This window comes from Streptomyces albospinus (assembly GCF_014648695.1).
Taxonomy (GTDB): Bacteria; Actinomycetota; Actinomycetes; order Streptomycetales; family Streptomycetaceae; genus Streptomyces; species Streptomyces albospinus.
The window spans coordinates 147,389-167,217 of the sequence record NZ_BMRP01000007.1; the positions used below are offsets into that span (position 1 = coordinate 147,389).

15 protein-coding genes and 2 pseudogenes are annotated in these 19,829 nt (G+C 70.4%); 6 read left to right on the forward strand and 11 right to left on the reverse strand.

Going from position 1 to position 19,829, the window contains the following annotated elements:
• The first annotated feature begins 3 nt into the window (after positions 1 to 3).
• The 3 genes from IEZ17_RS12550 to IEZ17_RS12560 all read left to right on the forward strand — a co-directional run bounded on the left by IEZ17_RS12550 (position 4) and on the right by IEZ17_RS12560 (position 5,511).
• Positions 4 to 657, forward strand: coding sequence for a response regulator (locus IEZ17_RS12550; protein ID WP_189299476.1), 654 nt, complete (start codon positions 4 to 6; stop codon positions 655 to 657).
• Positions 658 to 1,141: 484 nt separating this feature from the next.
• The gene (locus tag IEZ17_RS12555) at positions 1,142 to 2,083 is read left to right on the forward strand and encodes an NAD-dependent epimerase/dehydratase family protein (protein ID WP_189299478.1); all 942 of its coding nucleotides are present in this window, start codon (positions 1,142 to 1,144) and stop codon (positions 2,081 to 2,083) included.
• An 89-nt stretch (positions 2,084 to 2,172) separates the two neighbouring features.
• Positions 2,173 to 5,511, forward strand: coding sequence for an aminotransferase class I/II-fold pyridoxal phosphate-dependent enzyme (locus IEZ17_RS12560; protein WP_189299683.1), 3,339 nt, complete (start codon positions 2,173 to 2,175; stop codon positions 5,509 to 5,511).
• A gap of 10 nt (positions 5,512 to 5,521) precedes the next feature.
• Here IEZ17_RS12560 and IEZ17_RS12565 read toward each other — a convergent pair whose 3' ends face one another.
• From IEZ17_RS12565 to IEZ17_RS12580, 4 genes are all read right to left on the reverse strand, one after another.
• A complete protein-coding gene (locus IEZ17_RS12565) occupies positions 5,522 to 6,109 on the reverse strand; it encodes a toxin (protein WP_189299480.1) in 588 nt (195 codons plus the stop codon).
• A gap of 13 nt (positions 6,110 to 6,122) precedes the next feature.
• Positions 6,123 to 6,563: a helix-turn-helix domain-containing protein gene (locus IEZ17_RS12570; RefSeq protein WP_189299482.1), complete on the reverse strand. Its 441-nt coding sequence runs from the start codon at positions 6,561 to 6,563 to the stop codon at positions 6,123 to 6,125.
• A 387-nt stretch (positions 6,564 to 6,950) separates the two neighbouring features.
• A complete protein-coding gene (locus tag IEZ17_RS12575) occupies positions 6,951 to 8,105 on the reverse strand; it encodes an MAB_1171c family putative transporter (protein WP_189299484.1) in 1,155 nt (384 codons plus the stop codon).
• A 42-nt stretch (positions 8,106 to 8,147) separates the two neighbouring features.
• Positions 8,148 to 8,876: a TetR/AcrR family transcriptional regulator gene (locus tag IEZ17_RS12580; protein ID WP_189299486.1), complete on the reverse strand. Its 729-nt coding sequence runs from the start codon at positions 8,874 to 8,876 to the stop codon at positions 8,148 to 8,150.
• A gap of 566 nt (positions 8,877 to 9,442) precedes the next feature.
• On the opposite strand from IEZ17_RS12580, the pseudogene IEZ17_RS45665 reads away from it, so the two are divergent.
• Positions 9,443 to 9,881 (forward strand): annotated as a pseudogene (locus IEZ17_RS45665) (hypothetical protein); the annotation flags it as partial.
• Positions 9,882 to 10,333: 452 nt separating this feature from the next.
• Here IEZ17_RS45665 and IEZ17_RS12585 read toward each other — a convergent pair.
• From IEZ17_RS12585 to IEZ17_RS12595, 3 genes are all read right to left on the reverse strand, one after another.
• A complete protein-coding gene (locus IEZ17_RS12585; RefSeq protein WP_016577979.1) occupies positions 10,334 to 10,606 on the reverse strand; it encodes a hypothetical protein in 273 nt (90 codons plus the stop codon).
• A gap of 91 nt (positions 10,607 to 10,697) precedes the next feature.
• Complete coding sequence (locus IEZ17_RS12590; RefSeq protein WP_189299684.1) at positions 10,698 to 10,958, reverse strand: hypothetical protein; 261 nt, start codon at positions 10,956 to 10,958, stop codon at positions 10,698 to 10,700.
• Between the two features lie 96 nt (positions 10,959 to 11,054).
• A complete protein-coding gene (locus IEZ17_RS12595) occupies positions 11,055 to 11,588 on the reverse strand; it encodes a DUF5994 family protein (RefSeq protein WP_189299686.1) in 534 nt (177 codons plus the stop codon).
• A 283-nt stretch (positions 11,589 to 11,871) separates the two neighbouring features.
• Between IEZ17_RS12595 and IEZ17_RS12600 the strand changes: the two are divergent.
• Both IEZ17_RS12600 and IEZ17_RS12605 read left to right on the forward strand, forming a co-directional pair.
• Positions 11,872 to 12,397: pseudogene (locus IEZ17_RS12600) on the forward strand (DUF5994 family protein).
• Between the two features lie 481 nt (positions 12,398 to 12,878).
• Entirely contained in the window at positions 12,879 to 14,741 is a 1,863-nt protein-coding gene (locus tag IEZ17_RS12605; RefSeq protein WP_229852211.1) for an APC family permease, read from the forward strand.
• Between the two features lie 428 nt (positions 14,742 to 15,169).
• Here the strand turns inward: IEZ17_RS12605 and IEZ17_RS12610 are convergent, their stop codons facing one another.
• The 4 genes from IEZ17_RS12610 to IEZ17_RS12625 all read right to left on the reverse strand — a co-directional run bounded on the left by IEZ17_RS12610 (position 15,170) and on the right by IEZ17_RS12625 (position 19,753).
• Positions 15,170 to 16,411: a PP2C family protein-serine/threonine phosphatase gene (locus tag IEZ17_RS12610; RefSeq protein WP_189299488.1), complete on the reverse strand. Its 1,242-nt coding sequence runs from the start codon at positions 16,409 to 16,411 to the stop codon at positions 15,170 to 15,172.
• 582 nt (positions 16,412 to 16,993) lie between these two features.
• Positions 16,994 to 17,584: a DUF5994 family protein gene (locus IEZ17_RS12615; RefSeq protein ID WP_189299490.1), complete on the reverse strand. Its 591-nt coding sequence runs from the start codon at positions 17,582 to 17,584 to the stop codon at positions 16,994 to 16,996.
• Between the two features lie 267 nt (positions 17,585 to 17,851).
• Positions 17,852 to 19,054: an IS110 family RNA-guided transposase gene (locus tag IEZ17_RS12620; protein WP_373299796.1), complete on the reverse strand. Its 1,203-nt coding sequence runs from the start codon at positions 19,052 to 19,054 to the stop codon at positions 17,852 to 17,854.
• 273 nt (positions 19,055 to 19,327) lie between these two features.
• Positions 19,328 to 19,753, reverse strand: a complete 426-nt coding sequence (locus tag IEZ17_RS12625; RefSeq protein ID WP_189299493.1) for a YjbQ family protein — start codon at positions 19,751 to 19,753, stop codon at positions 19,328 to 19,330.
• Positions 19,754 to 19,829 lie beyond the last annotated feature (76 nt).

The window sequence follows — 19,829 nt, forward strand, 5'->3', positions numbered from 1 at the left end:
CAGGTGATCCGCGTCCTCGTCGCCGACGACGAGCCGCTCATCCGGGCGGGCATCAAGATGATCCTCACCTCCGCCGACGACATCGAGGTGGTGGCCGAGGCGGCGAACGGACGCGACGCGGTCGAGCTGGCCCTCCGCCACACGGTGGATGTCGCCCTGCTCGACATCCAGATGCCCCTTCTGGACGGCCTCTCGGCCCTGGCCGAACTCGGCCGGGCCGCCCCCGGTATACGGGTGCTGATCCTCACGACCTTCGGGGAGCGCGACAACGTCCTGCGGGCACTGCGACAGGGCGGGGCGGGCTTCCTGCTCAAGGACACCGCACCCGGCGAACTGATCGCGGCGGTACGGGCAGCCGCTGCCGGCAAGGCGTACCTGTCACCCACGGCCACCCGGCACGTGGCCGACTCGCTCGCAGCGGAGCCCGCCGTGAGCCGTGGCGAGGAGGCGCGCCGGCGCATCTCGGCACTGACCGGGCGGGAGCGCGACGTACTGGCACTGCTCGGCGAAGGGCTCTCGAACGCCGACGCCGGGCGGCGCATCCACATGAGCGAGGCCACGGTGAAGACCTACGTCAGCCGCATCCTCGCCAAGCTGGACTGCGAAAACCGGGTCCAGGCCGCGCTGTTGGCCCGGGACGCCGGCCTTTCGGCCTGACACACCGACAGGCCGCAGTCCCGGCATTCCCCCGCCACCCCCTCAGGATCTCCCCTAACTCCCCTAACTCCCCTAACTCTCCTAACTCTCCTAACTCCCCTAACTCCCGTCTACCGACCGCCCCTTGCCGACCGCTGTTCACCCCTCTGTCCGGCACGACAGTGGCACGGCGGTGCACTCGGCCCCGGAGCGGGACTGTTCCCGCAGGGGGAGGCCCGCTGCGCGGCACGGGCTCCGCTGCCGACGGAACGCGGATCGCTTGGGCGAAGGGGGGCGTCCGGCGGTGTGCCGGTGGGCCGGGCAGATCGCCGAACTCCGCCGGATCGACGAGCGGGCGGAAGCGGACCGATGAGCGCCCCGGGCGCCCGGGCGCCCGGCCCGCCCGCCGCCCGGCTGGCCGAAAATCGCGGGCGCCCGCCCCCAGGTGACGCACCCTTCGGGCAGCGGCGCCGAGGGTGACGCACCCCCGCGCTAGTGTGCGCGCGTGAGCCATTACGTCGTCATAGGATTCGGGCCCGCCGGGGCGGCCACCGCTCGACTACTGGTCGAGAAGGGGCATTCGGTGCAAGTCGTAACCAAGTTAGGTAGAAGCCCCGAGCCCGGCATCGAGCATCTCGCGTTCGACGCGGCGGACCGCACGCGGCTGAGCGAGGCCGCGCAGGGGGCTGCCGCGATCTTCAACTGCGCCGGACCGCCCTACCACCGCTGGGCGGACGAGTGGCCGCCGCTGGCCTCCTCGCTCTGCGCGGCGGCCGAGGCGAGCGGCGCCGTCCTGGTGATGCTGGGCAACCTCTACGGCTACGGCCCGGTGGACGGCCCCATGACCGAGGAGCTCCCGCTCGCGGCGACCAGCCGCAAGGGGCGGATCCGCGCCGCCATCTGGCAGCAGGCCCGGGAACTGCACGAACAGGGCCGGATCAAGGCGGTCGAGGTGCGGGCCTCGGACTTCTTCGGCCCCGGTGTGACCGATGGCGGGCACCTGGCCGGGCGGGCCGTGCCGCGGCTGCTGCGCGGCAAGCCGGTCTCCACGTTCGGGGACCCGGACGCCCCGCACAGCTGGTGCTACCTCCCCGACGTGGCCCGCGCCCTGGTCGAGGTCGCGGGTGCGGAACAGGCATGGGGCCGGGCCTGGCACGTGCCGAACGAGCCCGCCCGGTCCGCCCGGGAGATGGTCGACCTCCTCGCCGCCGAGTCGGGAACGGGGCCGGTCGCGGTGCGCCCGATCCCGCCGGCCGTGCTCGCCGTCGCGTCGCTGCTCTCCCCGCTGATCCGCGAGATGAAGGAGATCCGGTACCAGTTCGACCGTCCTTTCGTGGTCGACGCGAGCGCGTACGAAGCCGCCTTCGCGGTACGGGCCACCCCCCTGGACGAGCAGGTCAGGGCGACCGTGGACTGGTGGCGTGAGCGACCGGTCGGCACCAGGTGAATCCTGTGGCAGCGAACGATCCCGCGGCGGGTCCGGCCTCCCCTGTGGATGCGGCGGGAGCCCGGCCCGCGGACATCGCGATCGTGGGAATGGCCTGCCGCTTCCCCGGGGCACGGAACGTCAACCAGTACTGGCGGCTCCTCACCGACCCGCAGGCGCAGTTCTCCCCCGTCCCCGACGCGCGGTGGCGCGCCGCCGCCTTCCTCAGCGACAGCTTCCGCGACTCCTCCGCGGCCTACACGGACACCATGGCGCTGCTGCCGGACGTGGGCCACTTCGACGCCGCGCACTACGGCATCCCGCCGCGGCGGGCGAAGTCCATGGACCCCCAGCACCGGCTGCTGATCGACCTCGCCCGTGAGGCGATCCAGGACGCGGGGTGGGAGACCGAGGGCTTCGACCGCGAGGAGACCTCGGTGATCACCTCGCTCACCGAGAGCGGCTACCGCGAGATCTCCCTCATGCAGATCCGGATGCGGCAGCTGGCCGGCGGGGAGTTCGGGGCGCGACCGGCCGATCCCCGCTGGCCGGAGATGGTCCGCGCGGTCGACGGGCTGCACGGCACGGCCGTGGCCGGGCTCCTGCTCAACATGGGACCGAACACGATCAGCTCGGTCTTCGATCTGCACGGCGAGAGCTATGCGCTGGACTCGGCGTGTTCCGGCGGGCTGATGGCCGTCGCCAACGCCGTCTTCGCACTGCGCGCCGGCCGCTGCCGGATCGCCCTCGCCGGTGGCGCGCAACTGATGCTCACCCCCGACCTGCTGGTCGGGCTGTGCCGGATCGGCGCCATCTCGCGCAGTGGCCGGTGCCTGCCGTTCGGTGCGCAGGCCGACGGCTTCGTCCTGGGAGAGGGCGCCGGGCTGCTGGTGCTGCGACCGCTGGCCGACGCGCTGGCGGCCGGCGACCGGGTCTACGCGGTGATCCGCGGGGTGGGCACGGCCAACGACGGGACCGTACAGGGCGGTCTGCATCCCCAGGTGGCCGGCCAGCTCCGTACGCTGCGCCGGGCCTACCGGGACGCGGGCGTGTCCCTGGACTCGGTGGGCTACCTGGAGGCGCACGGCACCGGGACCGCGGTCGGTGATCCGGTCGAGCTCGGTGTGCTGCGCGAACTGCGCGGTGCGCGGAGCGCCCCCGCCTTCCTCGGCGCGGTGAAGGCGGTGCTCGGGCACTCGCTCAACGCCGCGGGGATGGCCGGGCTCATCAAGACCGTGCTGGCCGTGCAGCGGGGAGTGGTACCGCCGCAGCCGGAGTTCGACCTGGCCGACCGGGCCGGTCTCGACGCCGCGGGGCTGACCGTCCCGACGGCGCCGGCCCGATGGCCGGGATCCGGCCGTCCGCGCCGGGCGGGAGTGAGCGCCTTCGGCTTCGGCGGCACCGGCGTCCACCTGGTGGTGGAGGAGTCCCCCGCGGCACCGGTCCGCCCGGCACCGGACGGCGGGCCGCACCTCCTCGTCCTCAGTGCCCGCGACCGGGCCGGGCTGGCCCGTTACGCCCGGGAAGTGTCCGACACCATCGTCGGCGAGCGGCTTCCGCTGGACGGGGTGGCGGACACCCTGGCCCGCCGGGCCCCGCTTCCGGAACGCCTCGCCGTGGTGGCTGAGGACGCCGCCGAAGCCGTCGCCGAGCTGACCGCGGCGGCCGACGCCGTGGCGGCGGGCCGGACCGGAACGCCGGATGGGCTCACCGAGCGCGCGATCGGCGGCGCCGGGCTCCGTCCGGAAGGGGAGCGGATACCCCCGTGCACCCTGCCGCCCAGCCCGCTCGCCCCGCGCCGCCACTGGGTGGTGAACGACGCCGCCCGCGATGCCGCGGAGACTCCCCCCGCCGAGGACACTCCCGCCCGGGCCCTCGGAACGGCCGGGGCGGAGCAGTCCGTCCAGCCCGTCCCGGCCGGGCCGGCGCCCGCGGTGGCGCCGCGGACCGGCACCGCGTCCGCCGCCTCCCTCGTGCTCGAAGAGGTCTCGCGGGCCGGCGTCTTCCCCCTCTCCGACCTGAGCGAGCCGATGGCCCTCGTGGCCGATCTCGGCTTCGACTCCCTGATGCTGCAGGAGCTGGAGATCAACATCGGCAAGCGGATACCGGGCTTCCGCACCGACGAGATGTTCCAGCCCGACCTCACCGTCGAGCGGCTGATCGCGCTGGTCGACCCGCACCTCACGGAGCCGCCGGCCACCGGGGCGCCACTGCCCCGGCAGACCGGGGCCGACTGGGACGCCGCCACCGCGTGCGTCGACGACTTCCCCGAGGTGCGGCGGTTCGAGGACCTGCTGACCTCGATCGCCGACACGGGTGCCGACTTCCCGTACTTCCGGGTGCACCAGGGCATCATCCGCGACACCACGGTGATCGGCGGCCGGCCGTACCTGTCCTTCGGCAGCTACAACTACCTGGGACTCTCCGGCCATCCGGCGGTCAACGAGGCCGTGCACCAGGCGATAGACCGGTACGGCACCTCGGTCTCCGCCAGCCGGGTGCTCTCCGGCGAACGGGACCTGACCGTACGGCTGGAACGGGCGTTGGCCGCCTTCCTCGGCGTCGGGGACTGCCTGGCCCTGGTCAGCGGTCACGCCACCAACGTCACCGCGATCGGCCACCTGGTCGGCGCCGGGGACCTCGTGGTGCACGACGCGCTGGCCCACGACAGCATCCTCCAGGGCATCGCCCTGTCCGGTGCGGCGCGGCGCCCGTTCGCCCACGAGGACATCGGCCGGCTGGAACACGTGCTGCGCCGGAACCGGTCCCGCTTCCGGCGGGTGCTGATCGCCGTCGAGGGCGCGTACAGCATGGACGGCGACCTGGTCGACCTGCCCGCCGTGGTCGAGCTGAAGAAGCGGTACGGCGCCCTGCTGATGGTCGACGAGGCGCACAGCATCGGCACGGTGGGTGAACGTGGCCGCGGCGTCGGTGAGTTCCACGGCGTCGACCGTGCCGACGTGGACCTGTGGATGGGCACGCTCTCCAAGTCCTTTGCCAGCTGCGGCGGTTACCTCGGCGGCTCGGCCCGGATGGTGCGGTGGCTCCGGCACACACTGCCGGGCTTCGTCTACAGCGTCGGCCTGACCCCGTCCAACGCGGCTGCGGCGCTGGCCGCCATCGAGCTGATCGAGGCGGAACCGCACCGGGTGCGCACGCTCCGTCGGAACGCGGAGCTCTTCCGTGGCCTGGCCACCGAGGCCGGTCTGGCGACCGGCTCCAGCGCCCACACGCCGATCGTGCCCTGTCTCCTCGGCGACTCGGCGCGTACCCTGCGCGTCGCGGACCGGCTGTTCGACCGTGGTGTGATCGCCGACCCGATCTTCCACCCCGCCGTGGAGGAGGGGCTCGCCCGGCTGCGGTTCTTCGTCACCAGCGAGCACCACGAGGACGACGTCCGACGGGCCGTGGCGATCCTGGCCGAGGAGGTGGCGGCTGCGGGCGGATGAGCACCTCACGTCAGATCAGGGTGCGTTCGATCCGGCTGAGCATGGCGGTCTTCCCGGCGTCCGCGGCGTCCCGGGGCCGTCCGGTGTCCCCGGCCACGGGTGCGCCGTGCCGTTCCGCGGTGCTTCCCACCCGTTGGGAGAGCAGATAGGCGATGATCTCCGCCTCCTGCTCCTGGACGTCGTCGTAGGTCGCGCGCAGGAGCATGTCACGCACGACGCCGGGGTCGAGGTTGGGGAAGAGGAGGCGGGCACTCGCCTCGTCCAGCCAACCCGCCCCGCGATGGCAGCAGATGATGTGACCCAGCTCGTGCAAGATGATGTGCTCCTGATGCGCGCTGGTCGTGTTGGCGTCGTAGAAGATCAGGTCCTCGTCGCGGGCGGCGACCCACATCCCGCACGGGTGCGACGCGGGCATCTGCATCGGGACCAGCGTGATCGGACGGTCCCGGATCTCGCTGAGGTGGCGGCAGAGCTCGGCGACGTCGGAGACCTCCGGCAGATCGAGTTCGGTGATCCGCCGGGCGCCGGCCTTCCGGAGCCGCTTGAGCTGACTGCGGCGGTCCTGGTCGACCGCGCGGCCTTTCCTGCTGCCCCTCACGCCCCCGTGCTCCTCACTCGCCCTCCGAGGGGTCGGTGACGGGCGGCAGGCCCTGCATCTGCCGGTACTGGTCCATGATGGCCGTGATGGCCTGGAGGTTCTCCTTCTTCATGCCGGCCGCCCGCATCGCCACCGAGCGGACGCCCGCCTGCCGCAGCGCCTCGATGGCGGCGACCTGGCTGAGCACCGACTCGGCGACCTCGTCGTCGAAGAAGTAGGCGACCGACACGCCGAAGAAGCGCGCCAGCGCGTCCAGGAGGTCCGGGGAGGGATTGGACCGCTTGCCCGTCCGCAACTGCGACAAGTACACGCCCCCGACGCGGAGTTCGGGGTTGGCCCGCTTCAGCTCCTCCGCGACCTCGGAATTGGTCCAGTGCTTGCCCTTGGGGCGAACCGTCTTGAAGAGGTTGTCCAGACGTACCGCCAGTTTGGGCCGGTCCTCAGTCTCGGACATTGTGGGTCTCCCTCCCGTCACCTCCTAGGCGTTAGCCCTCGGCTAATCGTCAGTTTCGCAGATTAGCGGTCAGTTGACAATCGGCCGAGACTCCGTCACCGTGGATCCCGCCGATAGCTGTCAGCTAACTTCGCTTACGGGGGTAGCCGAGTTGGTTGCCGGCCATGTCGGCCTGGAGCGGCACTCGGGGGAAGGGCCGGTCCAGAACCGGACGGGGACATCCCGCCCGGCCCGACAGGTGAACACGGGGGAGCAACGGGGGATCCTGCGGGGGAAGCAACGGGGGAACAACGCAAGTGACGGGGGGCAACGGGGGAGTACCGAGAAAAAACCCGCCCCGGTCTGACGGGGGACAGACCGGGGCGGGAGCTCCCAACGCGGGTGATATCAGCCCGCGTTGTCGAGTTTACGGTAGGCGTACGCGACTTTGGTGAGCCAGTCGACTTCCGCCGTGAAGTTGTTCGTATCGCGGTCCTCGAAGTCGCCGGCGTCCTTGTTGTCGTCGGGGATGGTGCCGATGCGCTTGGCGTGCAGGGCCTGCCGGATCTGGGCCGCCTCGGCCAGCGCCTGCCGGGACTCTTCGCTCGCCCCGCGGTCCGCGCCGGGCGCCCCGTTGGCCGTGCGCTCGATGTAGGGGCGCAGATCCCGCCATCCGTCGCGGATCTCGATGACCCGGCGGTGGAGCCGGTAGTTGAGGTCGGAGACCGAGGCCCCCGGAGGCTCCAGCACGATGTCCGGGGAGGACTCGTACAGATCCCGCCAGAGCGGGTACAGCGCCCGGTACGAGCGGTAACTGCGGGCCCACTCCAGCAACTTGCCGGCCGACGGTCCCCAGGAGGAGATCGTCAGGGCGAGCGAGAGGGTGGCGATGCCCGCCGCACTGAAGACGTTGGCGGCGAGCTGCCAGACGCCGATGTCGATCCCGCACGCCGAGGTGAGGATGTTGACGGTCCTGGACAGGCAGTAGAGGAAGAGGACCACCGCGGCCACGGAGAGCAGGCGCAGGGCCTGCCGCAGCTCGGCCTTGTCGGTCATCCGGGCGTAGGGGCCGCACTGGCGGAAGATGGTGACGCACGGAACCGCCTGGGAGACGATGAAGACCAGGAGGTAGGTGAGGACCAGCGGCTGACCGCTGCCGCTGTTGAAGTCCGAGGCCGGCCGCCCCGGGCCGTCGGCGATCAGGAAGAGCACGATCAGCAGCGCGTTGAGGGCGATACCGGTGATCAGCCAGTAGCGGGTCTTGCGCACCGCCTCCTCGGTGGCGGTCGCCCAACGCAGCAGGATGATCTGCGAGCTGACGCAGAAGGCGACCGCCGCGACGTGCATCACCAGGATCGCGAGGTTGCCGACGCCCAGGAAGCGCTCGCTCCCCATGGCGACGGCGCCCATCGTGAAGGTGAGGCACTGGAACAGCAGCGTGATCACCAGCGTGCGGTAGGCGTTGTCCCGCCAGCTGCGCCGCATCTGGGTGAGCCGGTAGACGAGCGCGGCATACGACGAGAGCGCCGCTATGACGAAGCAAAGGGTTCTGGTGGAGTTCAACGGCCTGATTCCCCGCCGGCGCCGCGCACGCGGCGAACGGAACTAGTCGGTGTGCTCGCCCAGGGGAACAACGAGCCCGATCCCCTCAGCCGCCACGGCGATGGCGCGGTCGAAGAAGGCCGACTGGTCCTGGACGCTGTCGTGGGTACGGCTGAAGACCTGGAACACCAGGAGCCCGATCAGATTGCTCCACAGCACCATGCCGCGTTCGATGAGGTCCGCGAACGGGGCCTCGGGCGCCCCGCCGAAGACCTCCACGGCCGCCGGCAGCAGCACCGACGGCCCGGGCAACGGCCGCCGGGGCGGGGTGAGTTCACCGTCCTGAAGCGCCGAGCGGATGATGGCGCCCAGTGCCTCGGGGGTGCGCGAGGCGGGCGGCACCGTCTCCTGCGGGGCGTGGTACCCCGGGACCGGCGAACCGTAGATCAGCGTGAACTCGGCCATGTTGGCGAAGGACCACGTCCGCAGCGCCCGCACCACCGCCAGCAGCCGCTCCCCCGCCGACGCCTGCGCGTCCCGGGCGGCCTGGTCGGCCTGCTCCATCGCCGCGCCGGAGGCGTTGTAGGCATCGATGACCAGCGCGGTCAGCAGGTCGTCCCGGTGCGGGAAGACGGCCGCCACCTCGCTCACGGCAAGATCACTGACGGCGGCAACGGCATCCAGGGACAGCCCTCCGGCGCCCAGATCCACCAGCAGGCGGCGCGCGGCGGCCTTGACGGCCTCCGGCAGCTTGGTGTTCACGTCGTCCGTGCTCGTTCCGGAAACATCCATGGCCAAACCGTACCTGTCGGCTATCGCGGCCGGCGGCCCGATCACCCGGCCCGTCCGGCGATGCACGAGATCCGGCCATCCCCTGCCGCGGGGGCAGCCCCAACGCGGCGAACAGCTCACGGACGCCCCCCTGGAACGCGGACAACTCCGTGGACATGACCAGCAGTTGCACCCGGAGATCGTCATGGAACACCCGCACCACGTCCAACAGCCGTCGGCAGAGCTGACGTGGGGCACCACGAGCGATACCCGACGACACGTCGTCCGACCGACCCAGCGATCGGAGTCCTCCCCGACCGGCACGCGTATCACCGGGGAATCGCTCCCACTCCTGGGCCAGAAGAGGGTGCCGCCGCCCGGTCCGCACCGACGTCGCGCACGGCGCCGGTGAAGCGTCTGGGCGCGTCCCGGAGTTTCGCCGGGTGCCGTGGGCGGAGTTCCTGGTGGCGCCGGATGCTGTGGCGGATGGTCTCCGGCGGGGTCCCGGGGGCGTGCCTGGGCGCCGTGCCGTCCGCGTGGTGGCCCAGGTGGTGGTGGCTGCGTGGACCGGGCCCGGACTTGTGCCTGAGCCCGGGAAGGACGGGCTTCTGTTCGTAGGGGAGAAGAGAGCCCGGTTCCGCGGCTCCTCCTTCGGCCGGAAAGGGCGCCGAGCACGTGCCGCCGTGAGGATGCCGGAGAACCTCCGCTTCTACGGCCCACGTCACACCGGTCACACGCTCGCGACCCGATCCGGGGCCACCCTCCAGGGACACCATGGCGCGAGCCGGCCAGCCGTCCGGGAAGGCCGCAATGATCTACCAGCACTCCGACCTTGAGAGGCGGCGGGAGGTGGCCGGCGGGCGGGATCAGATGGTGCGGGCCGCGCGGAGAACGGCCGTTGAGCGACCGAACGAGGGCGAAGGTGGTGCGGGGGTGGCGCCCGGTGCCGGAGTCTGCCTGGACAACACAGAGGCCCAGCTTGGGGGTTGTACCCCTGAGCTGGGCCTGAGTCCTTGGAGCGGGTGACGGGAATCGAACCCGCGCTCTGAGCTTGGGAATCAGGGGGCTTTCACGACTTCAATGCTTGCCTGACCAGCGAAAACACCGCACCTGGGGCGGGGTTCCCGGCTGCATCTCTGGCCCGCGGTTGACCGATGCCTACCGCTCTGTCGGGCACGGCACTGGCACGGTGGTCGACGCGGCCGCGAAAGGAGCGTCGTCGCGTAGGGCACCTCGCCGTTCGCCACCGGGGAAGCTGCCGACGTAGGCGTGGATTGCTTGGGTGAAGGGGCTCCGGCAGGGCGAAGACTCGATGCACGTTGGCGTAGCACTGGAGGCAGGACGGCTCTCCGGACGGCGGACGGCTCTCGCTGGCCAAGTCCCGCCTCTCATGCCACGCCCGAGGCGCTTTGACGGCATAAGGGGGATTGTGCGGCAGTGGGGTGGCTGGGCTCCCGGAAGCGGCCTTCGTGTCGCCGTCAGCCCCGTTCCTCCTCTTCGGCTTCCAGGAGCCGGATTCCCTGGTGCGTCAGCGTGACCATCACGGGGGTGTTTCCCTGCGCCCAGTCGACGGTGACCAGCCCCTCGCCCACCAGGTATGCGCAGGCGGCGGCCAGATCCTGCTCGGGGATCTGGAGATCGTCGCGCAGCTTCGCCCCGGTGACGCCGAGGAATCGATTGCCTTCCGTGGTCTCGTACAGGGCCTTCATGATCGTCTCGCGGTAGTGCTTCCGCTCGTGCAGTGTTGCCATGATCGCTGCTCACTCGTGCCGGGCACCGACTCGGTGCCTGTGGGCCAGGCGCGGTGGTACGCCTGCCCCACCGCCCTTGCGGGCCTTCGCTTCAGATTTCGTCTGTCTGGGGGCGGACGTCCCCGGAGGGCCGACTGGATACCAGCCAGGGCTGCGCCGGCTCCGGTGTGTGGATGGTGTCGACGGTGAGGTGGAGGCGGGTTCCGCCCGAGTCGTCGACGGGGTAGCTGCGCTGTTCGGTGGCGGCGAAGCGACGACGGAGGACGTCTGCGACCTGACGGGCGGCTTCGGGGGACGCGGCGACGATGCGTACGTCGGCGCGCCCGGCCGAGGGGAGTTCTGGTGGCTTCATGGTGACCTCGCTCGCGTGGAACAGCAGGACGACGTGTCGGTGGGCGTGATGCCGTCGCGTCACACCCACCGCCCCCGGTTCAGAAAAAGGTCGGTGTCATGCGCGGCCCCCGTTTGCCGAGACGGCTCCGCCGTCGGTCTCCCAGTCCTCTTCCCGCCACAGCTTCTCCTGTGCGTCATGGGTGGTGTGCTCGCTCGTCATGAGGGCGCTGGCGGTCAGCAGGCCGCCGGAGGTGGCTGCGGCGGACATCAGCCGGGCGGCGGCGGCCGGATGGGTCTCCGGCGGGATCACCAGCAGGTCCCAGCGGCCCTCGGTGTAGGAGAGGAGGATCAGCTTGTTCGGGTCCTGCTCTTCCGCGAACCAGCCCACGTGCACCGTGTGACCGGCCACCGGCACCTTGCGCGGCACCACGGGCCAGTAGGTCGGGTTCACCGTGACATGAGTGATCCGGCCCCAGCGCGCGTCCAACACCGCTATCAGAGCGGGAAGTTCACGGAAGAAATCGCGAGAGCGAGGCCACCAGGCACCGTCCAGAAGACCCGGAGGCGATCCTGCCGGAGTGAAGGAGAGGCGGGCCGGTGGCGAAGGTGCGCGCTCGCCGATGATGACGCGGTCGATGGTCGCGGCCATGGCGCGGACCTGTCCCCGGGGCTCGTCGTCGAACGTCCCGGTGTTGTTGCTCGCCGGAAACGACACCGGCGTGGGAGCCGGTGTGCGAAATACTCCCGGTCTCTTCACCCTACTCCGGCCAAGGCCGTCCGTGACGGTGTACGTGAGCAGGATCTTTCCTGGCGAACGCGGATCCGGCGCAGTCACCGCGGGGTGCGACCGTGCCCCGGCACGCGGAGTACGGTGCAGTGAGGAGGTCGCCTCGCCGGGCGGACGCACCGCGCTGGAAGGCGGGCGAATGCACATGGCCGACTCCGACACTCCCGGCGTCCCGCAGCTTCTGCCGGACGCGGTGCACCACGCCGTCAGGCCCGGGGCGGCCCTGTTGAGGCGTGGCGACCACGCACACCCGCGAGCAGGTTCTCGACGGCGCGTGGTGGCCGCGGTCACGCGACATCGGCGCCGAGCTCCCCAGCCTGATCTCCGCGCTGACCGAGCACCTCGGACCCGTCCTGCGCGTCGGCCTCGACGCCGGCGCCTGGGAAGGACTACCGACCCGTCTGGTCATCGACGACCGGGTCGTGCACATCGACTCCTTCCCGGTCGGCGACGACACCGTCCTCATCACCCGAGGCGACCAGGACCACTTCTCCCTGCTCGTGGTCCCGCCGCACGCGACACCTGAAGCCGCCCGATCCGCCATGGCCAGGGCCGTCCAGGCCGGCAACCTCACCCAGGCCGAGCAGATCCTCATCGACACCGGCACCCATCGGGCATACCCGGTTCCCGCGGAAGAGCCTCGGACGGGCCGTGAACCCGGCGAGCGGTGAGGCAGCCGTCGAGGCTTCGGCGCTCCTTTGACGACAGGGACGCAGGTCGCCTCGAAGGTGCGGTTCCGAGGGGCACCAATAGGTGACACTACGTCACGTGTCGCACGTGCAGAGTGATGGCGGTGGAGAGGGCCGGGACTCCGGTGCGCTGAGCCCTTCGGCCGTCTTGCCGGGGCTCGACGAGGAGCAGCTGCGGCTGCTGCGTCGGGTGGGGCGTGAATGGGGGCGGGTGTCGGCTCCCGAGGCGTGGCACCGGGCGCTGCCCGTGGATTCCGATCTGGGCCGTTTTCCGTCCCCCGCGGAGATCCAGCCTGTCGGGTGGGGTCGTCTGGTCAGCGTCTCGCCTCTCGGCGGGCGGCCGCCCGCCCCCGGCGAGGCCGCGGGAGAGCTGCCGCCCGGCCGACTGGGCCGCTTCGGCTACCACGTGCGACGCGTCGTCCTGGGGGCCGCCCTGAAAAGCACGGCGATCGCGCAGGAGCGGATGCGCAAGCTGGTGGCGTTGCCCGTCCTGTCCGCCGACGCGCTCTCCTCGGTTGCCTACGGGCCCGAGGCCATGCTCGCCGTCCTCGTGCTCGGCGGCGCGGCGGGACTGGCCTGCTCCGTGCCGATCGCCGCCACGATCGCCTTCCTGATGCTGGCGGTGGGGGTGTCGTACCGCCAGACGATCCGCGCGTATCCGCACGGCGGCGGCTCGTACATCGTCGCCAGCGACAATCTGGGCCGCGTTCCCGGACTGATCGCCGCCGCCGGCCTGATGACCGATTACATCCTCACGGTCGCCGTGTCGATCGCCTCCGGGGTGGCGGCGATCACCTCGGCGGTTCCCTCACTCGCCACCGACGCGGTCCCGATCGGCGTCGGTGTGATCGCCCTGCTGCTCGCCGGGAACCTGCGAGGCATCCGGCAGGCCGGCGCACTGTTCGCCGCGCCGACCTACGCCTTCATCATCGCGGTGTTCGCGCTCGTCACCGTGGGCCTCGTCGACGCCGCCGGCCGCGGTTTCCACCCCACTGCGGCTCCGCACCTGAACGCCACGGAGAGCGTCGGTGTACTGCTGGTGACGCGCGCCTTCGCCTCCGGGGCCACGGCGATGACCGGTATCGAGGCGATCTCCAACGCGGTGCCGGCATTCGAGCCCGTGGAGTGGCGCAACGCCCGTACCACGCTGACCTGGATGATCGGCCTGCTCATCGCGCTGTTCGCCGGCACGATCGCCATGGTCCGACTCGACGGCGTCGTGCCCGGCACCCAGGAGACGGTCCTCTCCCAACTCGCCCACCACAGCTTCGGCTCCGGACCGCTGTACGCCCTCACACAGGCCGCCACGGCCGCGGTGCTGCTGCTCGCGGCGAACACCGCCTACAACGACTTCCCCCGCGTGCTGTTCCTGCTCGCCCGCGACCGACACGCCCCGCAGCTCTTTCTGCGCCTGGGCGACCGCCTCGCCTTCAGCAACGGGATCATTCTGCTGACGATCGCGGCGACGCTGGTCTACGTGGCCTTCAACGGCACGACCGCGTCCCTGATCCCGCTGTACGCCGTCGGCGTCTTCCTGGCCTTCACCCTGTCCCAGGCCGGAATGGTGGTCCACTGGTGGCGCCTGCGTGACCGCCACTGGCGCAAGAGCCTGTTCTTCAACGCCACCGGCGCCCTGCTGTCGGCCGTCGTCTTCCTCACCGCCGGCCTCACCAAGTTCACCGAGGGCGCATGGGTCGCCGTGCTCGCCGTCGGACTGTTCCTCGTGGTGACGATGCGCATCCGGCACCACTACGAGACCGTGGGCAAGGCTCTTCGTCTGCACCCGCACGCCATCGAGCTGCCCACCCCCACCCTCCCGGCCCGCCCCGGTCCCGACGCGGCACCGTCCGCGGCGACAACTCCGCAGTCCCCCACGGCACTTCCCGACGCCCGGACGGAAGAAGAGGACGAGGAGACACCCCAGGAGATCCGCCACCTGTCGGTCGTCCCCATCGCGGCCATGGACCTGGCCGGCATGCGCGCACTGGCCTACGCCGCCTCGCTCCACCAGCCCGTACTCGCCCTCCACGTCAGCCCCGAAGAGGACGAGGCCGAACGCTTCCGCCAGTACTGGACCCTGTGGGGCGACCACCTCCCGCTGGAAGTCGTGGTCTCCCCCTATCGCGCGATCGTCGCACCACTCGTCCACTACATCGAAGCCCTGCACGCGAAGCGCCCGGACCTCACCGTGACGGTCATCGTGCCGGAGATCGTCACCGTGCGCCGGCGTTACCGCCTGCTGCACAGCAGGATCGCCCCACGGCTGCGGCACGCCCTGCGCCCACTGCCGAAGATCGTCATCACCACGGTCCCCTTCCACGTGTAGCCACCTCCCCGTGGCTGTGTCGGTGCTTTGCGGCCTGCCGACCAGGACGTGCCGGTGACCTGAACGGTGTGCGACAGCTCGGGCGGCCCATCGGGGGTGGAGGATGATGTGCTGGCCGGTGGCTCGCTGCGGGGGCATGGCGATCTCCGCCCAGACGCATGTGCCGCAGGTGGTCCGATCCCCTCCAGCCGGCCCCTTTCCGCGAGTTGGGGCACGAGGAGGGCACGCGGCCTTTGAGAGGTCCAGGCAATAGACACGGCCCAGGTCGCTGACCTGGGCCTCAACTATGGAGCGGGTGACGGGAATCGAACCCGCGCTCCGAGCTCGGGAATCAGGTGGGCTTTTGGGGCATCCTGTCTGACCGGCAAAGACGCCGCGGCGGGAGAGCTGGCCCGGTACAGCCCTCGCATGGTGGTGCGGCTGTCGGCTCACTCCGGGACGGCGAGGTGGTCGGCGGCGCCCCCGCGCCACTCGATCAGGAAGAGGGTTGCGTCGTCGCTGGTGCTCCCGCCCCGCTCCTGTCTCAGGGTGTGGGAGAGCGAGCGCACCACCGCCCGCGGCCCCTTCCCTGAGTGCTCGATGCGGTTGACCCAGTGGATGAGTTGTTCCTCGCCGAACTGCTCTTCGCCGGCTTCGTGCTCCTCGATCAGGCCGTCGGTGAAGCACAGCACCCGGTCGCCGCGTTGGAGCATCTGCTCGCTGATCTGGGGCTCTTCACCACCGAAGCCGACCGGCAAGGTGGTCGGGCTCTCCAGTTGCCGGACGACCCGGCGGTTGCGGATCAGCAGCGGTGCGGGGTGGCCCGCGTTGACCCACTGCAGGTGGCCCATTGCGATGTTGAGGCGCATCATCTGCGCGGTGACGAAGTGGTCGGGTCCGAATTGCTCGGCGATGGCCCGGTCCATGAACGCGTAGATCTCGGACAGACCGACTTCGGCGCGTCTGGCGTGCCGGTAGGCGCCGATGGCGACGGTCGCCATGGTGGCGGCATCCAGGCCGTGGCCCATCGCATCGACCATGGCCACATGCAGGATGTCCTCGTTGAGGGCGTAGTCGAAGCTGTCGCCGGCGACGTTGTAGGCGGGCTCCAGGATTCCCGCCACCGCGACCTGCGGGACGGACATCGCCAGCGGCGGCAGCAGGGACCACTGGATCTCCGCGGCCAAGCTCATCGGTTCGCGGCGCCGGGCGAGGAAGAACTGGTCGGTGTAGCTGTGCTTGGTGACCAGCATGTCGGCGACGAGGCCGGCGAGTCTGCGCAACAAGCGCCGGTCATCGTCATCGACGGTGTCCAGGGTGAGGGCCAGCACACCCACCTGGTCGCTGCCGTCCAGCAACGGCAGATACATCCGTACGCCGTCGTCCTGCGGTACCTCGACAGGGGCCCCGGACAGGAAGGCCGTGCCCGCGTGCGAGTCATCGATCAGCTCGGGCCGGCCGACGGTCAGCCGCCTGCCTGGCAGCGGCACCAGCAGCAACTGCGCATAGTCCTGGAGGAGGATCGAGACGTGACGGCCGCCGACGCTCGCCACCTCTTCCGCGGTCAGCGGGGCGATCAACTGCGGCGGCATCTCGTGCGCCCGGTCCAGCAGCACCCCCAGCAGTCGCTCGCCGAACCCTTCCGACCGGTCCACGGCGCCCGTGTCCGCCTCCCGCTCACCTGCCGCCATACCCATGCCCTTTCACCAAGCAGCCTCGTTGCGACGTCACCCGCCATGCCGGCCGGCTCCAACGGGTCGGTCACCGAGCGGCCTGGCGTTCGACTTCGGTGGCTTGGCTCCGGTAGCACTGCGCGCGGGTCTGGATGAGGGGGAGGGGAAGGTGAGCCGGTCCGTGAATGACTGAGCGCGGGCGGGAGGCAACGAGGCCCTGCCGCACTCCACGGTCGGAGTGTTCGAGTCCGTTGCGGCCCTTCGGCTCCTCCCGCTCGGTGAGGGGCCGGAGCACAAGTTCACGCCTTGCTCGGCGGCCGCCGGCCGCGCAAGGACTGGCAGACCCCCTCATGCGACTGTGCACGCGGGCTCCGGAAACCACCGTGATCGACTCGCACAGAGTGACCCGGCCAACCGGGCCAGAGGGCTCATTGAGCCAGTGGCGGCGTGTCAGTCTCTCCTTCAGGGACGCCGGCTGAATGGCGTGGCGTGCGGTGGAAAGGTCCGGATAAGAGATAAGCCCCAGGCTGGTTGGCCTGGAGCTTTCCTCCGGAGCAGGCTGCGGGACCGGCGTCGCGCTCCCGATGACTGACACGATGCTCAGGCACCTTTCGTGGCATCTGGTACCTGGGCAATGGCTGCTTGGGCGGGCGAACGTGAGGTCGGCAGGCTTGCACCATGGCCGCCTTCGGAGTCCCAGACCGAGACCAGGGACAGTTCCATCTCCTCCGCGATCCGGCGTTGCTCCGCTTCGTCCATCAGGGCGCTCGCGGTGAGGGTGCACCGCGGATCGGCGGCCTCGGTCATGAGCCGGGCGGCCGTGGCGGGGCTGGTCTCCGGAGGGATCACCAGGAGGTCCCAACGGCCGACGGTGTAGGAGAACAGCAGCAGCTTGTGGGGATCTTGCTCGGCCTTGAACCAGCCGACACCCACCACATGCCCGTCGACGGGCACCTTCCGTGGGATGACCGGCCAGAACGTGGGGTTCACCGTGGCATGGGTGATCCGCCCCCACAGTGGGTCGAGGACGGCCGTCAGTGCGGGCAGTTCCGCCGCGAGGTCACGGGAGCGGGGCCACCACGCACCGTCGAGCAGAGCCGGAGCACTGCCGGCCGGCGCCAGCACGAGTCGCAGGGGCAGCGAAGCGGTCCGGTCTTCGACCTCCGGCGTATACGCAATGGTCGTGGTCATGACGCGGACCCTGCCCCGGGCCAACCGTGACCGGCCCGGTGTCGTGAATCGCCGAAAACGACACGAGCATGGGAGCTGGTGTGCGGAGTGCCCTCGGTAGTTCCAGATTACTCCCGGTAAGGCCCGCTGGACCGATGCGGAGCGATGTGGGTGCACGACAGAGAAGATCTTGGAGCAGTCGGCCCGAGAACCGCGAAGGGGCAGAGCCTCCCGTGCGGGCAGCCGGCGTGTGACATCGGCTGCCAAAAGGTGCCCCTATGGTTTTCGTCAAGCGGCGATGGCGGTAGGGGGCTCATAGAAGGTGCCGTCGCGGAGCATGGCGAAGAGCACGTCGATGCGCCGCCGGGCGAGGCAGACGAGGGCGGCGACGTGGTGCTTTCCCTGCCGTCGCTTCTTGTCGTAGTAAGTGCGTGATTCGGGCTGGGACAGCGATGCGAACGCAGCGAGGTAGAAGGCTCGTTTGAGCTGCTTGTTGCCTCGTCGGGAGGGATGCTCGCCGCGTATGGAGGAGCCGGAGCTCCTGGTCACGGGTGCCAGTCCGGCATAGGCGGCCAGGTGGCCAGCCGTGGGGAAAGCGCTGGCGTCGCCGACGTCGATGAGGATGCGGGCTGCGGTCCTGACCCCGATGCCGGGCATGGAGGTCAGGACCGGGGAAAGAGGGTGGGCCTCCAGCAGTTCCTCGATGCGGGAGGCGAGGTGCTTGCGCTGGTCGAGCACGGAGGTGAGTGAGCTGGCGAGGCTGGGGACGATCAGCGAGGCTGCGTCGGTGCCGGGCACGACGACGCTCTGCTCGTCGAGGGCGTCGAAGACGTCCTCGACCAGGCGCTCGGCCAGCCGCGGGGCCTTGGGCCGAAGCAGGGTCACCAGCCGGCGTCGCCCGGCTTTTCTCAAGTGGGCCGGGGAGCCATGACGTTCGAGGAGTGCCAGGACGGCGGGATGATCCAGTCTGGGACCGAGGACCCGCTCCAACGACGGGTGGATCTGGGTGAGCAGGCCACGCAGACGGTTCTTGATCCTCGTGGACTCGGCGGCCAGGTCGTCGTCGAAGCCGACGATCATCTCCAGCTCGGCAACGGTCTCGTCGGACGGCGCCAGGTTTCGCAGCGTGTGCGGTATCGTCCGCGCGGCATCGGCGATAATCGCCGCGTCTCGGGCATCGGTCTTGGCCTCACCGGTGTAGAGATCGGCGATCCGTCGCATCGTCAGGCCGGGCAAGTAGGCGACGCTGCAGCCCGTGTCGCGGGCCACCGCCAGCGGAAGAGCTCCGATCGAAGCCGGCTGGTCGACCACCACCAGCACAGTGCCGTGCTTGGCCTGCAGCTTGGCGAACACCTCACGTAGTTTCGGCTCGGTGTTGGGCAGCCGCTTGTCGAAGACCCGCTTGCCCGCCGGAGTCAGGGCGGTGGCATGGTGCTCGCCCTTGCCCACGTCCACGCCCAGGTAGACGTCGATGTCACCCGTGTCGATCACGTGCACTCTCCACAGCGGTCGCGCCCTCCCCGGCCTCACCTACGACATCAGCGTGCCGGCATCCACGTTACGAAGAGACTGCCTCACCCGGAACGGGATCGGCGCTCGTGCCCCTAATCAGCGGTCTGCCAATGCCTCCGGTACCCGGTGACACCACCTTTTCAATCATGATCGACTGGGGCTGCAAGTCATGCCGGGACCGGAGGCCGGGAGGCCCGTTGCGGGGCCACGAAGAAGGTAACGGGGCTGTCAGCCGCGGGACGGCGTGGGCCGTCATCCGAGGAAGGACAGCCGGACTTGGCGTTCGGGGCTGTCCCGGTCGGTGTTCACCAGTACGACGGACTGCGAGGTCCCCAGCTCCAGCTCACCGTCGACTACGGGCAACGTGGCGTGTGGCGGGACCAGAGCCGGGAGTACGTGGCCGCTGCCGTGGCCTGGACCGCCGTGGCGGTCCCGCCAACGGCCGTCCGCGGGAAGAATGTCGCGGAGCGCCGCCAGCAGGTCATCGTCACTGCCCGCGCCGGTCTCGATGATGGCCAGGCCGGACGTCGCGTGGGGGGTGAAGACGTTCAGCAGTCCGTTTCGCCCGTGTGCGACCTCCCGGAGGAACGCGGAGCATGCGTTCGTCAGGTCGTGCATGGTCTCCGTGGCGCCGGTTGCAATGTCGAGGGTGCGGGTGGTGAAGGTGCTGCCAGTCATGGTTCACCGGTACCCCTCGCGGAGGAAAAGCACTAACGGCCGGATGGGTTGTTCCTCCGGGCCTCCGCCGATAGGG

Bases quoted from the DNA above. Each gene is read 5' to 3' on its own strand.
- IEZ17_RS12560 (WP_189299683.1), top strand. From the start codon at position 2,173: ATGGCCTGCCGCTTCCCCGGGGCACGGAACGTCAACCAGTACTGGCGG.
- IEZ17_RS12570 (WP_189299482.1), bottom strand. From the start codon at position 6,563: ATGTCCGAGACTGAGGACCGGCCCAAACTGGCGGTACGTCTGGACAAC.
- IEZ17_RS12580 (WP_189299486.1), bottom strand. From the start codon at position 8,876: ATGGATGTTTCCGGAACGAGCACGGACGACGTGAACACCAAGCTGCCG.
- IEZ17_RS12585 (WP_016577979.1), bottom strand. From the start codon at position 10,606: ATGGCAACACTGCACGAGCGGAAGCACTACCGCGAGACGATCATGAAG.
- IEZ17_RS12590 (WP_189299684.1), bottom strand. From the start codon at position 10,958: ATGAAGCCACCAGAACTCCCCTCGGCCGGGCGCGCCGACGTACGCATC.
- IEZ17_RS12595 (WP_189299686.1), bottom strand. From the start codon at position 11,588: ATGGCCGCGACCATCGACCGCGTCATCATCGGCGAGCGCGCACCTTCG.
- IEZ17_RS12605 (WP_229852211.1), top strand. From the start codon at position 12,879: ATGCGCAAGCTGGTGGCGTTGCCCGTCCTGTCCGCCGACGCGCTCTCC.
- IEZ17_RS12610 (WP_189299488.1), bottom strand. From the start codon at position 16,411: ATGGCGGCAGGTGAGCGGGAGGCGGACACGGGCGCCGTGGACCGGTCG.
- IEZ17_RS12615 (WP_189299490.1), bottom strand. From the start codon at position 17,584: ATGACCACGACCATTGCGTATACGCCGGAGGTCGAAGACCGGACCGCT.
- IEZ17_RS12625 (WP_189299493.1), bottom strand. From the start codon at position 19,753: ATGACTGGCAGCACCTTCACCACCCGCACCCTCGACATTGCAACCGGC.